Source organism: Sphingomonas sp. (assembly GCF_035944535.1).
Taxonomy (GTDB): Bacteria; Pseudomonadota; Alphaproteobacteria; order Sphingomonadales; family Sphingomonadaceae; genus Sphingomonas_B.
Genome location: NZ_DASZBC010000002.1, coordinates 73,717 through 86,841 on the forward strand (window position 1 = coordinate 73,717; position 13,125 = coordinate 86,841).

The 13,125-nt window shown below is 67.5% G+C and carries 14 protein-coding genes; 7 read left to right on the forward strand and 7 right to left on the reverse strand.

The genetic code is table 11. From position 1 onward, the window contains the following. The first annotated feature begins 71 nt into the window (after positions 1-71). The 4 genes from VGT77_RS00850 (at position 72) to VGT77_RS00865 (ending at position 4,808) form a co-directional block, all read left to right on the forward strand. Positions 72-1,382 carry an amidase family protein gene (locus VGT77_RS00850; RefSeq protein ID WP_327458625.1) on the forward strand — a complete coding sequence of 437 codons (1,311 nt, stop codon included), beginning with the start codon at positions 72-74 and terminating at the stop codon, positions 1,380-1,382. Between the two features lie 4 nt (positions 1,383-1,386). Next, a complete protein-coding gene (locus tag VGT77_RS00855) occupies positions 1,387-2,577 on the forward strand; it encodes an acyl-CoA dehydrogenase family protein (protein ID WP_327458627.1) in 1,191 nt (396 codons plus the stop codon). A 99-nt stretch (positions 2,578-2,676) separates the two neighbouring features. Beyond that, positions 2,677-3,813, forward strand: a complete 1,137-nt coding sequence (locus VGT77_RS00860) for an acyl-CoA dehydrogenase family protein (RefSeq protein ID WP_327458629.1) — start codon at positions 2,677-2,679, stop codon at positions 3,811-3,813. Between the two features lie 107 nt (positions 3,814-3,920). Further along, complete coding sequence (locus VGT77_RS00865; protein ID WP_327458630.1) at positions 3,921-4,808, forward strand: acyl-CoA thioesterase II; 888 nt, start codon at positions 3,921-3,923, stop codon at positions 4,806-4,808. On the opposite strand, the gene VGT77_RS00870 is transcribed toward VGT77_RS00865, so the two are convergent. The 4 genes from VGT77_RS00870 to VGT77_RS00885 are packed head-to-tail and all read right to left on the reverse strand — an operon-like array spanning position 4,801 to position 7,378. Beyond that, positions 4,801-5,637: a S1/P1 nuclease gene (locus VGT77_RS00870; protein WP_327458632.1), complete on the reverse strand. Its 837-nt coding sequence runs from the start codon at positions 5,635-5,637 to the stop codon at positions 4,801-4,803. The genes VGT77_RS00865 and VGT77_RS00870 overlap by 8 nt on opposite strands. Continuing rightward, positions 5,637-6,560 (reverse strand): isoaspartyl peptidase/L-asparaginase, encoded by a 924-nt coding sequence (locus VGT77_RS00875; protein ID WP_327458634.1) that lies wholly within the window; start codon positions 6,558-6,560, stop codon positions 5,637-5,639. The genes VGT77_RS00870 and VGT77_RS00875 overlap by 1 nt, the downstream gene beginning before the upstream one ends. A gap of 9 nt (positions 6,561-6,569) precedes the next feature. Beyond that, entirely contained in the window at positions 6,570-6,983 is a 414-nt protein-coding gene (locus VGT77_RS00880) for a hypothetical protein (RefSeq protein ID WP_327458636.1), read from the reverse strand. A gap of 53 nt (positions 6,984-7,036) precedes the next feature. Continuing rightward, positions 7,037-7,378 carry a DUF6152 family protein gene (locus tag VGT77_RS00885; protein ID WP_327458638.1) on the reverse strand — a complete coding sequence of 114 codons (342 nt, stop codon included), beginning with the start codon at positions 7,376-7,378 and terminating at the stop codon, positions 7,037-7,039. 99 nt (positions 7,379-7,477) lie between these two features. Here VGT77_RS00885 and ispG point away from each other — a divergent pair, with 99 nt between their 5' ends. After that, a complete protein-coding gene (gene ispG / locus VGT77_RS00890) occupies positions 7,478-8,593 on the forward strand; it encodes a flavodoxin-dependent (E)-4-hydroxy-3-methylbut-2-enyl-diphosphate synthase (protein WP_327458639.1) in 1,116 nt (371 codons plus the stop codon). 1 nt (position 8,594) lies between these two features. Here ispG and VGT77_RS00895 read toward each other — a convergent pair whose 3' ends face one another. From VGT77_RS00895 to VGT77_RS00905, 3 genes are all read right to left on the reverse strand, one after another. After that, the gene (locus tag VGT77_RS00895) at positions 8,595-9,314 is read right to left on the reverse strand and encodes an SIMPL domain-containing protein (RefSeq protein WP_327458640.1); all 720 of its coding nucleotides are present in this window, start codon (positions 9,312-9,314) and stop codon (positions 8,595-8,597) included. Positions 9,315-9,364: 50 nt separating this feature from the next. Then, on the reverse strand, positions 9,365-10,666 hold the full coding sequence (locus VGT77_RS00900) for an FAD-dependent oxidoreductase (RefSeq protein ID WP_327458642.1): 1,302 nt from the start codon (positions 10,664-10,666) through the stop codon (positions 9,365-9,367). Between the two features lie 173 nt (positions 10,667-10,839). Then, entirely contained in the window at positions 10,840-11,820 is a 981-nt protein-coding gene (locus tag VGT77_RS00905; RefSeq protein ID WP_327458644.1) for a beta-propeller fold lactonase family protein, read from the reverse strand. 184 nt (positions 11,821-12,004) lie between these two features. Between VGT77_RS00905 and pnuC the strand changes: the two genes are divergently transcribed. After that, positions 12,005-12,583 carry a nicotinamide riboside transporter PnuC gene (gene pnuC, locus VGT77_RS00910; RefSeq protein ID WP_327458646.1) on the forward strand — a complete coding sequence of 193 codons (579 nt, stop codon included), beginning with the start codon at positions 12,005-12,007 and terminating at the stop codon, positions 12,581-12,583. Continuing rightward, positions 12,580-13,119 carry an AAA family ATPase gene (locus VGT77_RS00915; RefSeq protein ID WP_327458648.1) on the forward strand — a complete coding sequence of 180 codons (540 nt, stop codon included), beginning with the start codon at positions 12,580-12,582 and terminating at the stop codon, positions 13,117-13,119. The genes pnuC and VGT77_RS00915 overlap by 4 nt, the downstream gene beginning before the upstream one ends. Positions 13,120-13,125: the final 6 nt, after the last annotated feature.

Below are 13,125 nucleotides of genomic sequence, written 5' to 3' on the forward strand. Positions count from 1 at the left end.
CGCCCTTCCTGTTCCCCGGCGAAGGCCGGGGCCCAGCGCGCCATGGACCCCGGCCTGCGCCGGGGAACGATATGCTGACTGCCCTCCAAACCGTCGCCGCGATCCGTGCCGGCACCACCACCGCGCTCGCTGAGACCGAAGCCGCGATCGCCCGCATCGAGGCCGGGGACGCCGCGATCAACGCCGTCGTTGTCCGCGACTTCGAGCGGGCCCGCGAGCAGGCGCGCGCCGCCGATCAGCGGCTGGCGGACGGCGATCCCGCGCCGCTGCTCGGCCTGCCAATGACGGTCAAGGAAAGTTATGACGTGGCCGGCCTGCCCACGACCTGGGGCTTTGCCGAGCATGCCGACCACATCGCCCATGCCGATGCCGTCGCTGTGCAGCGGCTGAAGGCCGCCGGCGCCGTGATCCTCGGCAAGACCAACGTGCCCGTTGCGCTTGCCGACCTGCAGAGCAACAATCCCGTCTATGGCCGCACCCGCAATCCGCTGAACCCCGACCGCGTCTGCGGCGGCTCGTCGGGCGGCGCCGCGGCGGCGTTGGCAGCCGGATTCGTGGCGGCGGAGATCGGCTCCGACATCGGTGGCTCGATCCGCACGCCGGCGGCGTTCTGCGGCGTCTCGGGCCACAAGACGACTTACGGCGTCATCTCGCCCGAAGGCCATAGCTTCCCGGGCACGGACAGCGCCCGCGTGGCGCTGGGCGTGATGGGCCCGATGGCGCGTGACCCGGACGATCTCGCCGCCGTGCTGGATGTGCTCGCCGACTTCCCGCTGCCGCGCGCCGAAGCTTTCGACGCCGGCGATCTCAGCATCCTGCTGCTGCACGAACATCCGCTCGCCCCTGCCTCCGCCGAGATGAAGCGCGCGGTCGAGGCAGTCGGCCAGGCCTTCGAGCGGGCCGGAGCGGAAGTGGAGCGGGCGCCGGACATGCTTCCCGATCTGGCGGCGCAGCATCGCAACTACATGAAGATGCTGCTGACCGTGTTGTCGCGCGGCGCGCCCGCTCCGGGCGGTCAGGCGACGACGCTGTCGGCCTGGTTCGACATGCAGGACGAGCAGGCGCGCTGCATCCGCGCCTGGCAGCGGGTGTTCCGCGATTACGACGCAGTCATTGCGCCGGTGTTCGGCACCACCGCTTTCCCGCACGATGACGAGCCGACCAACACCCGCAAGCTGATCGTCGACGGCGCCGAGACGGCATTCGCCCCGCAATTCGCCTATGCCGGCCTCGCGACCTTCCCGAACCTGCCGGCGACCAGCGTACCGCTTGCGACCGGCGCTGACGGCCTGCCGATCGGCCTGCAGGTGATCTGCGACCTGTATCGCGACCACCAGGCGATCGCGATTGCGCGCCTGGCGCATGAACTGATGAGGAGTTGAAGAGATGACGGCCAGTTTCCGGGCAGATGTCCGCGAATGGCTGGAGGCGAACTGCCCGCCCTCCATGCGTCAGCCGGTGCGCGGCGAGCAGGACATCGTCTGGGGCGGCCGCAAGGCGCAGCTGTCGCCCGACCAGCGCGCCTGGCTCGACGCCATGGCGTCGCGCGGCTGGACGGTGCCCGACTGGCCGCAAGCCTATGGCGGCGGCGGCCTCAGCCCCGAGGAAACCAAGATACTCAAACAGGAAATGGCCCGCCTCGGCTGCCGCAATCCCTTGAACAGCTTCGGCATCTCGATGCTCGGGCCGGCCATGCTCAAATACGGCACGGAGGAGCAAAAGAAGCGTTTCCTTCCACCGATCGCGCGCGGCGAGATCCGCTGGTGCCAGGGCTATTCGGAGCCCAATGCAGGGTCCGACCTCGCCGGCCTGCAAACCTCCGCCGAGGACAAGGGGGACCACTTCCTCGTCAACGGCCAGAAAGTCTGGACCTCCTATGCCGACAAGGCCGACTGGATTTTCTGCCTGGTCCGCACCTCCAAGGAGTCGAAGCACAACGGCATCAGCTTCTTGCTGTTCGATATGGAGAGCGAAGGCGTCTCGACCAAGCCGATCCTGCTGATCTCTGGCTATTCGCCCTTCTGCGAGACCTTTTTCGACAATGTGAAGGTGCCGAAGGACCAGCTCGTCGGCGAGCTCAACCGGGGTTGGGACGTCGCCAAATATCTGCTGGGCCATGAGCGCGAGATGATCTCCGGCATGGGCCTGGGCGGCGGCGGGCTCGGCTCGGGCGGCCCGGCGGCACTGGCCGAGGACGCGAAGCGCGCCGTCGGCACCGATGCGGAAGGCCGCCTTGCCGACCCGCTGCTCCGCGCCCAGATCGCGCTGTTCGAAGTGCGCGAGCGGGCGTTCCGGGCCATGTCCGAGAAGTTCATGGACGAACTGAAGGCGGGCAAGGCGCACCCCGCCCAGCCGTCAATGATGAAATATTACGGCACCGAGCTGAACAAGGCGCGCTATGAACTGGTAATGGCGGCCGGCGGCTCCGACGCGCTCGAATGGGAGAGCGCCGAGTCCGGCGGCGGCACGAAAGCCCGCGCCTGGCTCCGCACCAAGGCCAATTCGATCGAGGGCGGCACCAGCGAGATCCAGCTCAACATCATCGCCAAGCGGATTTTGGAGCTGCCCGGCGCCTGACCGCATGCTCCCCGGCGAAGGCCGGGGCCCAGGAATCCCCAAGCACCTAAACCTGCCACTCTGGATCCCGGCCTCCGCCGGGAAACGAAAGACAAGCACATGCCTCTCTTCCTCACCGACGAACAATCGATGCTCCGCGACAGCGCCCGGCAGTTCGTGTCCGAAACCGCGCCCGTCTCCCACATGCGCGGCCTGCGCGACGCCAACGACGCCACCGGCTTCTCCCGCGACCTGTGGAAGCAGTTCGCTGAGATGGGCTTCACCTCCATTCTGATCCCGGAAGCCGAAGGCGGCCTGGGCCTCGGCCATGTCGAGGCGGGAGTGGTGCTGGAAGAGATTGGCCGCAACCTGACGCCGTCGCCGTTCCTCTCCACCTCGGTCGGCGGCGTGTCGGCGCTCTCCACCGGCGGCGAGGCGCTGCGCCAGGCCTGGTTCCCGCGCATCGCCTCCGGCGACGCCGTCATCGCGCTCGCGATCGACGAAGGCGCCAAGCACCGGCCGTCGCAGGTCGCGCTTCAGGCCGAACGCTCCGGCAACGGCTTCAAGCTGACCGGAACCAAGAGCTTCGTCGCGCACGGCCATGTCGCCGACCTGATCGTCGTCGCGGCTCGCACTGCGGGCAGCGCGGGTGAGGACAAGGGTATCACCCTGTTCGCAGTCGAGAAGGGCGTGGCCAATCTCTCCGCCAGCCCCGAACGGCTCGCCGACGCCAGCATCGCATCCCGGCTGACCTTCGAGGGCGTCGAAGTCGATGCCGATGCGGTGATCGGCGAAGTCGATGAGGGCTGGACCGGCCTTTCGCGCATCCTCTCCGGCACTCGCGTTGCGGCCTCGGCCGAGATGCTCGGGGTTGGCGGCGGCGCGATGGACATGACGCTCGGCTATTTACGCGAGCGCAAGCAGTTCGGCGTGGCGATCGGCAGCTTCCAGGCGTTGCAACACCGCGCCGCGCATCTTTATTCAGAGATGGAAGTCGCCCGCGCCGCCGTGCTCAAGGCACAGCAGGCGCTCGATGCCGGCGACCCGAATGCCGAGCGCGCCGCTTTGGTCGCCAAGGCAATGACCGGCCTCGCCACCACGCTTGCAGTGCAGGAAGGCGTGCAGATGCATGGCGGCATCGGCATGACCGACGAATATGACATCGGCTTCTACATGAAGCGCGGCCGCGTCCTCGCCGAAATGTTCGGCGACACCAATTGGGCGGCGGACCAGCTCGCTAGAATGTCGGGATACTGATTTCGTCATTGCGAGCGAAGCGAAGCAATCCAGCCAGGCTTCGGCGCAGCTGGATTGCTTCGTCGCTGCGCTCCTCGCAATGACGATCGCAAAGGATGTAAGTGTTGATGGACGAACCCCGCGCAACCGATCCCGCCGGCATGATCGCTCAACTCGAGCGGCTGCTGACCGTCGAGGAGCTGGACCGCGACCTGTTCCGCGGCGCACGCCAGCCCGAGGGCCGTGGCCGCGTGTTCGGCGGTCAGGTCATCGCTCAGGCACTGATGGCGGCGGTGCGCTCGACCGACGCCGAACGCGTGCCCCACTCGCTCCACGCCTATTTCATGCGCCCGGGCGACGAGCAGGTTCCCATCATCTACCGCGTCAACCGTGACTATGATGGCGGCAGCTTCTCGACACGGCGTGTGGTCGCTTTCCAGAAGGGCGAGCCGATCCTCAACCTGGCCGCATCCTTCCAGCGTGCGGAACAGGGGCTCGCGCATCAGTTCGACATGCCTGAGGTCGCTCCGCCCGAGGACCTGCCCTCCGAAGCGGAAGAGCGGTTGAAGGTCGCCGACCGCATTCCCGAACGGCTGCGCGAATTCTTCGTTCGCCCCCGCCCGTTCGAGACCCGCCATGCCTCGCCCTGGTCTCCGCTCGAGGACAGGCCGCAGGAGCCGGTGCAGAATGTCTGGTTCCGGGCCGTTGCGCCGGTCGCGGGCGGGCCGGAGATGCACCGAGCGATGCTTGCCTGGGCCAGCGACATGTATCTGCTCGGCACCACCATGCGCCCGCATGGACTGAGCTGGACGCAACCCGGCGTCCAGACCGCCAGCCTCGACCACGCGATCTGGTTCCATGACGAGGTGCGCGTCGACGAGTGGCTGCTCTATGCGATGGACGCGCCCTGGAGCGGCGGCGGCCGCGGCTACAACCGAGGGATGATCTTCACCCGCGACGGCCGCCTGGTCGCTAGCGTCGCGCAGGAAGGCTTGATGCGCAAACGCGCTACCTGAGCGCTTCGTCGAGCATGCGCGCGAGCCGCAGTCCGGCCCGGAGGACCTGCCCCCGCACCACCGGAATGGCGGCTTCGATCTTGGCATTGTCGAGCACGGCATGCTCGATGGGCGTCGCGCACGGATCCTGGGCATGCGCGCCATAGGTGACGCGGCGGGCGACGTCCCAAGTTTCGTGCGACCAGTCCTCGACGGAGCCCCTGGTAAGCGCCCGGCGCTCGTCAGCTGCGGCTTCGCTCAACAGCCCGGCCGCCTCGCCGCGCGGAGAGGAGATGGCGCGTTCGGCCAGGTATCCGTCCCAGACCAGGTGCAGCGACTTGCGACCGGCGGCTTCGCCATAGCTGGCAGTTGTGCGGTTGCCCCCTTGGTCGGCGCGGTCGGCGGCATGAACCGGCTGGTGCAGATCGCCGACCAAATGGACCAGCAATGCAAGCGCCTGCACCCGCTCACGCATCGGCAGGCTCTTGTCCGCCAGCAGCCTGGCGTTGCGGGTCACCTGCGCCGACACACAGTTGCCGAACGGGCACGCCGCCTTCACGTCGGACGGCTTGCAGACGTCCACATTCTGGAAGTGCCAGGGAAAGACGTAGCTGAACCGCTCGCCTGACTTGATGCAGTCCGCCCAGACGCTCGCCTCTTCGAGCGTCCGAGCCGGGCATTTCGGCGTCTCCAGCGTCGTCGACCGTGCGAGGAGTATCTTCAGCTTCGCCCGTGTCGTCGGCTTCACTTCGTCCCAGGCGATGGCCGCGATGGTCTTGTGTCCATAGTCCCACCAGGCCTGAGCGCCCGCCGGCATAAGCGTGAGCAGCATGGCGAGGAGGAAACGCATCACTCGTCGCCGTAGATGGCGACCACCGGCTCGGACTCGCTGCTGATCCGGCCGCGATACATGCCCGATGAGTTGAACGCCCACCCTCCGGTGCCGTCCGGCCCGACGACGATCACGCCGCCGGTGCCGCCGAGCGCGCCCACGTCCTTGATGACCGCCCGCGCCGCGCCCAGGATCGGCTCGCCAGCCAGCCGGGTGCGCGCGCAAATCTCATGGGCGACGACGGCGCGGATGAAGAACTCACCCGACCCCGTGCAGGAGACCGCCCCGGCCCGGTCGTCCGCATAAGTGCCAGCGCCGATCAGCGGCGAATCCCCGATCCGGCCCCAGCGCTTGCCGGTGACGCCACCTGTCGAGGTCGCTGCGGCGACATGCCCGGCCTTGTCGCGCGCCACGGCGCCGACCGTGCCGTATTTCATGTCGACATCGAACGCGTCGTTGCCGGCGGACTTCAGCTCCTCAAGATTGCGGCGCCTTTCGGCTGTCTCGAACCACTCCGGCCCAGCCTGCTCCAGCCCCTGCTGCAGCGAAAAAGCGTCAGCGCCTTCGCGGCTGAGCAGCACGTGCGGGCTGTCTTCCATCACGCGTCGGGCGAGGCTTACCGGATTGCGGGTGCGGCCGACGCCGGTCACCGCTCCGGCATCGCGCGTGCGGCCGTCCATCACCGCTGCGTCCATCTCGATGTCGCCATCAAAGGTGAAGACGGAGCCGCGGCCGGCGTTGAAATGCGGATCGTCTTCCAGCACCCGCACCGCCGCTTCGGCCGCGTCAAGCGCGGTGCCGGCTTCGCGCAGGATCGCGGCGCCCGCCTCCAGTGCGGCCGAGAGGGCGGCGCGAATGCTCCGCTCCTCCTCGGGCGAGAGATTGCCTTGTTCGATGATGCCGGCCCCGCCATGCACCACCAGCGTCCAATCCTGGTTCATGCCCGCGCCTTAGCGGTAGGCGATCAGCCGTCCAAGCGCCGCGACCATGATCCAGAGCAACAGCGAAGCGACCGCTCCGGCGCGCATCCATCCGGTCGGTTCGTCGCCCGCGCGCCGCCACTGCCAGCGGAATAGCAGGGCGTTGAACAGCGCAAAGCCGATCAGCACCAGCTTGCGCGCGAACACGTCGGAGCCAACCAATGCTTTTGCATCGGCGGCGAACAGCAAAGGCCCCGACAGCGCGAGCAGCACCAGCCCCGCCAGGCCGATCGGCGTCAGCGCCGTGACGGTCGCCCGCAGCGGCAGGCTCCGCAGCGCGCCGGCAATGCGCAGGTCCACGATCCCGATCGCGCCGAGCAGCATCACCAGCCCGAGCAAGTGAATCAGGTTCGCCGCCGGATAGGCATTGGCCGATTCGCGCATCCAGACGCCCACCGCCGAGGCCTCGACCGCGGCCGCGAACTCCGAAAGCGCTGTCAGCGCAGTTCGACCGTCTTGCCGCCTGCGATCACGCGTTCGATCCGCATCTCGGCCGTGCCGTCCGACCGCGGATAGCCGACCAAAGTCACTTTCTGCTTCGGCCCCAGCATCTCACGGGTAAGGCCCCGCGCTTCCATCCGCGACACGGGCGCCAGCACAACATCCCAGTCCTTGCCCTTGTAGCGCACCGTCGCCGATCCGTGCGGATTGCCCCAGCTGACCGCCTTCAAGGTCGCGGTATGAGTGATCGTCTGGGCCGCATCATAGCTGCTCCAGCCATGATGGGCGAAGGCTGCCGCCGGCAGCAGCGCCAATCCCAGAACCAGGTTACGGAACATGCGCATCGCTCCTCTTTCCTGAGTGAAGCGGAGGCTAGCAGTTCCGAATTGGCCCGGCCATCGCTATATGGCGCACAAGCTTGAGCCCAAGGAAACCCCATGTCTGTTCGTCCCTGGCGCGATATCGTGCGCCGCCCTTCGCGCCAGATCATGGTCGGCAACGTGCCCGTGGGCGGCGATGCGCCGGTGACGGTGCAGACCATGACCAATACGCCGACTTCCGACGCGCGCGCGACGATCGACCAGATCCGGCGCTGCGAGGAAGCGGGCGCCGACATCATCCGCGTCTCCTGCCCGGACGTCGAAAGCACCGCCGCCTTTCGCCAGATCGCCCGCGCCGCCCGCGTGCCGCTCGTCGCCGACATCCACTTCCACTATAAGCGCGCGCTCGAGGCTGCCGATGCCGGCGCCGCCTGTCTGCGTATCAACCCGGGCAATATCGGCTCGTCCGAGCGAGTCGCCGAAGTGGTGCGCGCCGCCAAGGCCAATGGCTGCGCGATCCGGATCGGCGTCAATGCCGGAAGCCTCGAAAAGGACCTGCTCGAAAAATATGGCGAGCCCTGCCCGGAGGCGCTGGTCGAGTCCGCGCTCGATCACATCAAATTGCTCCAGGACCATGATTTCCACGACTACAAGGTCGCGGTGAAGGCATCGGACGTGTTCCTCGCCGTCGCCGCCTATCAGCAGCTCGCCGAAGCCGTGGACTGCCCGCTCCACCTCGGCATCACCGAGGCCGGCGGGCTAATCGGCGGCACCGTCAAATCCTCGATCGGCATCGGCTCTCTGCTCTGGTTCGGCATCGGCGACACGATCCGCGTCAGCCTGTCCGCCGAGCCCGAAGAGGAAGTGCGCGTCGGCTTCGAGATCCTGAAGGCGCTCGGCATCCGCAATCGCGGCGTCCGCATCGTCTCCTGCCCCAGCTGCGCGCGCCAGGGCTTCGACGTGATCCGCACCGTCGAGAAGCTCGAGGAACGGCTGCAGCATATCCGCACGCCGATGTCGCTGTCTGTGCTCGGCTGTGTCGTCAACGGCCCTGGCGAGGCGCGCGAGACCGATATCGGCCTGACCGGCGGCGGCGCCGGCAAGCACATGGTCTATCTGTCCGGCGTCACCGACCATCATGTCAGCGACGAAGCGATGATCGACCACATCGTCCGTCTGGTCGAAGCCAAGGCCGCGGAGATCGAAGCCGCCAACCAGGCGAAGGCGGCTTAGCCTACTCCCCCAGCGCGAAATCCACACGGACCCGCACTTCGGTGGTGTTCACCCCTGGACTGAACGGAACGGCGGCGACCGGCGGCGGTGCGGCGGTTTGCGCGACGGCATCCACCGCCATGCCGCGCATCATCGGCGGCGGCGCATAGCCTTCGCCGCCGTCATAGATGGCGAGCACCCGCTGCACCTTCAGCCCGGCCGCGCCGGCATAGGCCTCCGCGCGCGAGCGGGCGGCGCGATAGGCGGCGGCATAGGCCGATTTGCTCGATCCCTCCCGATCCGACACCCGCAGCTCGGGTCCGGACACGACATTGGCGCCAGCGTCGGTCACCGCGGCGATCGCCTCGCCAACTCGGTCCATCGCCCGCATGCGTACCTCGATCAGGTTTTCGGCACGGAAGCGGCCGCGATCGGCGCCATAGTCGATCCGCTGCAGGCTCATGTTGCGGGTCTGCATCTGGTCGGGCTTGACGCCCAGCCGCGACAGCACTGCCGCCACCCGCTCCATCTTCTCGCGATTGGCGCGGCTCGCCTCCGCGGCGCTAGGCCCGAGCGAGTTGACGCCCAGCTGCAGCCGCGCTTCGTCCGGCCGCGCATCGGCGCGCCCCGTGGCGGCGACTGTCAGCAGGGTCTCATCGCGATCGACCCCGCGCGGATCCGGGCGACGCTCCTGGCAGGCGGGCGCCAGAACCAGCAAGGGCAGCAAGAAAAGTGCGCGCATAATCAACTCCTTCGCAAGAAGGATACATTATTACATCGCGGCAGCAAGCGTCAGTTGCGTACCGCGGCGATCATGTCGGCGATGGACACGAACTTCTCGCGTGGCGCGCCGGAGCGGGCACGAGCGGCTTCGGCAGCATCGATCCGCTGCCAGTCGGTGAAGGTCACGACATCGGCGTTGCGCTGCCCAAGCAGCCGGTCGAGCCCTTCCGGTCCGCCCCGCCCCGCGCCCTCGCCGATATCGGCCGCGATCAGGTCGACGACCGCATAACCGTCCGGCCGGTTGGTCCCGATTGTCCCGGTCGGACCCCTCCGCGCCCATCCGACGCAGTAAAGGCCGGGCAGGATGCGGCCGTCGCTGTTGGCAAAACGGCCGCGGCCATGTTCGTAGGGCACGCCTTCAATCGGCGGCGTCTTGTAGCCGATGCAGCTGACCACCAGCGACGCCGGCACGACATAGGTCTCACCCGTAGGGATGGAGCGCATCTCGGAATCGAGCCGCGTCCGTTCGACCACCACGCGCTCTGCCTTGCCATCGCCTTCGATCGCCACCGGCATGGCGAAGAAATCGAACTCGATGGTGACCGGCTTGCCCGCTGGCGGCGTCGCGGCGAAGTCGCGCAAATGCCCGACCGACTTGCGCATGCCAGGCTCCAGCAGCGCGTCGGCGCCGGCATCGGGCAGGTCGGCGGGATCGACCAGCGGCTGGGCGCGCTCGAGATGGCCGAGTTCGCCCAGTTCCTTCGGCGTCATCGCGATCTGGTGCGGGCCACGCCGGCCAAGCAACGTCACCCGCACGATCCCGGACCGGTCCAGCGCTTCCAGCGCATGGGTGGTGATGTCTGCGCCCTCGAACTCGCGCCGCGTCTTCGACAGGATGCGGGCGACGTCTAGCGCGACATTGCCATTGCCGATCACGACCGCGCCCGGCCCGTCCAGCGTCGGGTTCAGATCGGTGAACTCGGGATGACCGTTATACCAGCCGACGAACGCCGCCGATCCGACCACGCCGGGCAAGTCGCTGCCGGGCAGCTCCAGCGGCCGGTCAACGGGCGCGCCGGTCGCCAGCACCACTGCATCGTAGAGCGACTGAAGCTCGGGGATCGACACGTCGCGGCCGACGCAGACATTGCCGACGAACCGGACGTTCGGCGACAGTGCCACCTGCTCGTATCGGCGCGACACCGCCTTGATCGACTGGTGATCGGGCGCGACGCCGAAGCGGATGAGGCCGTAGGGCACCGGCAGCCGGTCGATCAGATCGACGCACACCTGGTCGCCAAACGCCTTCAAGGCGGCTTCGGCGGTGTAGAACCCCGCCGGCCCGGACCCGATCACCGCCACGTGCCGCAATCCCGCTCTCCCGCCGTTTCAACGGGATGCTAGCGGGGCGGGGGCCAAGCGCAAGTGGCGTACCAAGGACCAACTGTTCCCCGGCCAAGGCCGGGGCCCAGAGTGGCAAGCTCGACGACGCCGCCCAGCCCCTGGACCCCGGCCTTCGCCGGGGAACAAAGAGGCGGCCATATCTACTCTGCCGCCCGCGCTAAGGCGAGGCCATCCCCCTGCGCGCCCGCCGGCAGGCGCCGCAGCACGCGCCCGCTGGCAAAGTCGATCTCCGCCACCTGATTGCGTCCCGTCTCCGCCGCATAGATGCGCCGGCCATCACCCGAGAACAGGATCGTCACCTGCGCCGCCGCCTCCTGGCCGCTAACGGCTATGGTGCGGACAGGCTTGCGGCTGGCGCCGTCGATCACGGTCAGCGTGCCGTCCAGGAAGTTCGATGTGACGACAAAGCGCCCGTCCGGACTGAAGGCGACGCGGATCGGCCTTTTGCCCGTCGGCACCAGCGCCAGCGGCTTTGCGCTGCCGGTTTCGATCGCGCTGGTGCTGAACGCCTGCACCCGTGCGCCCTCCAGATCGGCGACCCACAAGGTCCTGCCATCGGGCGACACGGCAATGCCTTCGGGCCGTCCGCCGACCGCCAGGTCGCGCAGCTTCCGGCGCCCTTCCAGGTCGACGATCGTGACCGTGCCGGCCGGGATGTTGGCGGTATAGGCGCGGCGCAGGTCCGGCGAGACCGCCACCATATGGGTGCCTGCCTGGCCCGTCGGAATGGAAAGTACCGCATCGCCCGCACGCGGCTCGATCAGGGTGAGCGACAGGCTGCGCTCGGTCGTCGCCAGCAGCCGCCCGTCGCGCAGCCAGACGAGGCCATGCGGCCCCTCGTTCGGAGAAAGGTCGAGCGTCCGCAGCTTGCTCCGGCGGGCAACGTCGAAAAGATCGATGCTGCGCCCGCCATAAGCGACCACCGCCGCCTGGCGTCCGTCGGGCGAAATGGCGATCTCGTGCGGCATCCGCCCGGTCGCCACCCGACCCAGCTCCTTCGCCGTGGCAAGATCGACGAAGCTCAGCGTGTCCTCGACCTTGTTGCCGACCAGCAGCAGGTCTGCGCTCAGGGCTGGTGCGGGAAGAGCGGCCAGGAGCAGCGGAAACAGCGCAGATCTCATGTCAAATCCTCTGATTTTAGCTTCTCGTCATTGCGAGGAGTGCAACGACGAAGCAATCCACAGTTCCGGACTTCTGGATTGCTTCGCTTCACTCGCAATGACGATCGCGGGATGTCCGTCGCCCCGAACCGCTTGTTGGTCGCGCCCGTATCGACAGCGATGCAAGCACTGCTAAGGCGCGCAAGTGAATCCGTGGGAAGTGCTGGCCGCGTCGCTCGGCGTCATCAACATCGTCCTGATCGTGCGGCGGAGCGTATGGAACTACCCCTTTGGCATCGCGATGGTGAGCATCTCTGCCTGGCTGTTCGTGCAGCCGGACGTGCGGCTGTACAGCGACGCCTTGCTTCAGCTCTTCTTCTTCGTCGTCCAGCTTTACGGCTGGTGGAGCTGGTCGAAGGCGCAGGCGACGCAAGGGGAGATCGCGGTCGAGCGGCTGCCTCGAAGCGCATGGGCTGCGTGTCTTGCGGCGATTACGGTAACGACCTTGGGCTGGGGCGCCCTTATGTACCGCTTCACTGATGCTTCGCTGCCTTGGTGGGATGCGTTCATCGCCATGGCGAGCGTTGCGGCGCAGCTGCTGATGGCGCGGCGCTATCTCGAAAACTGGTTATTGTGGATCGTCGTCGATGTCGTCGCGATCGGCGTATATGCTGCTAAGGGTCTGACGTTGCTTGCCTTGCTTTACCTATTGTTCCTGATCCTGTCCGCTGTGGGGTTCGTCAGCTGGCGCCGCGCGCAATCCGATCGGACGGCGACGACGTGACCGCCACCATCTGCCTGCACGGCCCGGAAAGCACCGGCAAGTCGACGCTCGGCCCCCGCCTCGCCGAAGCGCTGGGCGGCATCTATGTGGAGGAGTTCGGCCGCACCTGGTCCGAAGCCAAGGGCCTGGGCTTCACCATGACCGATCTGGTCGCGATCGCCAAAGGCCATATGGCGGCGGCCCGCGACGCGCTGAACCGGCGCCCGCCCTATGTCATCCTCGACACCGATCCGCTGATGACTGCTGTGTGGGCCGACATGCTGTTCGGGACACGCGATCCCTGGTTCGATCGCTTCAAGGACACGGCCGACTTCTACCTGATGTACGACATAGATCTGCCCTGGGTGCCGGACGGCACCCGCATGTTCGGCACCGACGAGCTGCGCACCCGCTTCTTCGAGCTGTCGAAAGCAGAGCTGGAGCGGCGGAACCTGCCTTGGGCGATGATCAAGGGCGCGGGCGAAGAGCGCTTCGCCAACACGATGAAGGCGATCGAGAACGCGATGCGCGCCGGCTACCTCGCCGAAGCCGCCTAGAGGCTC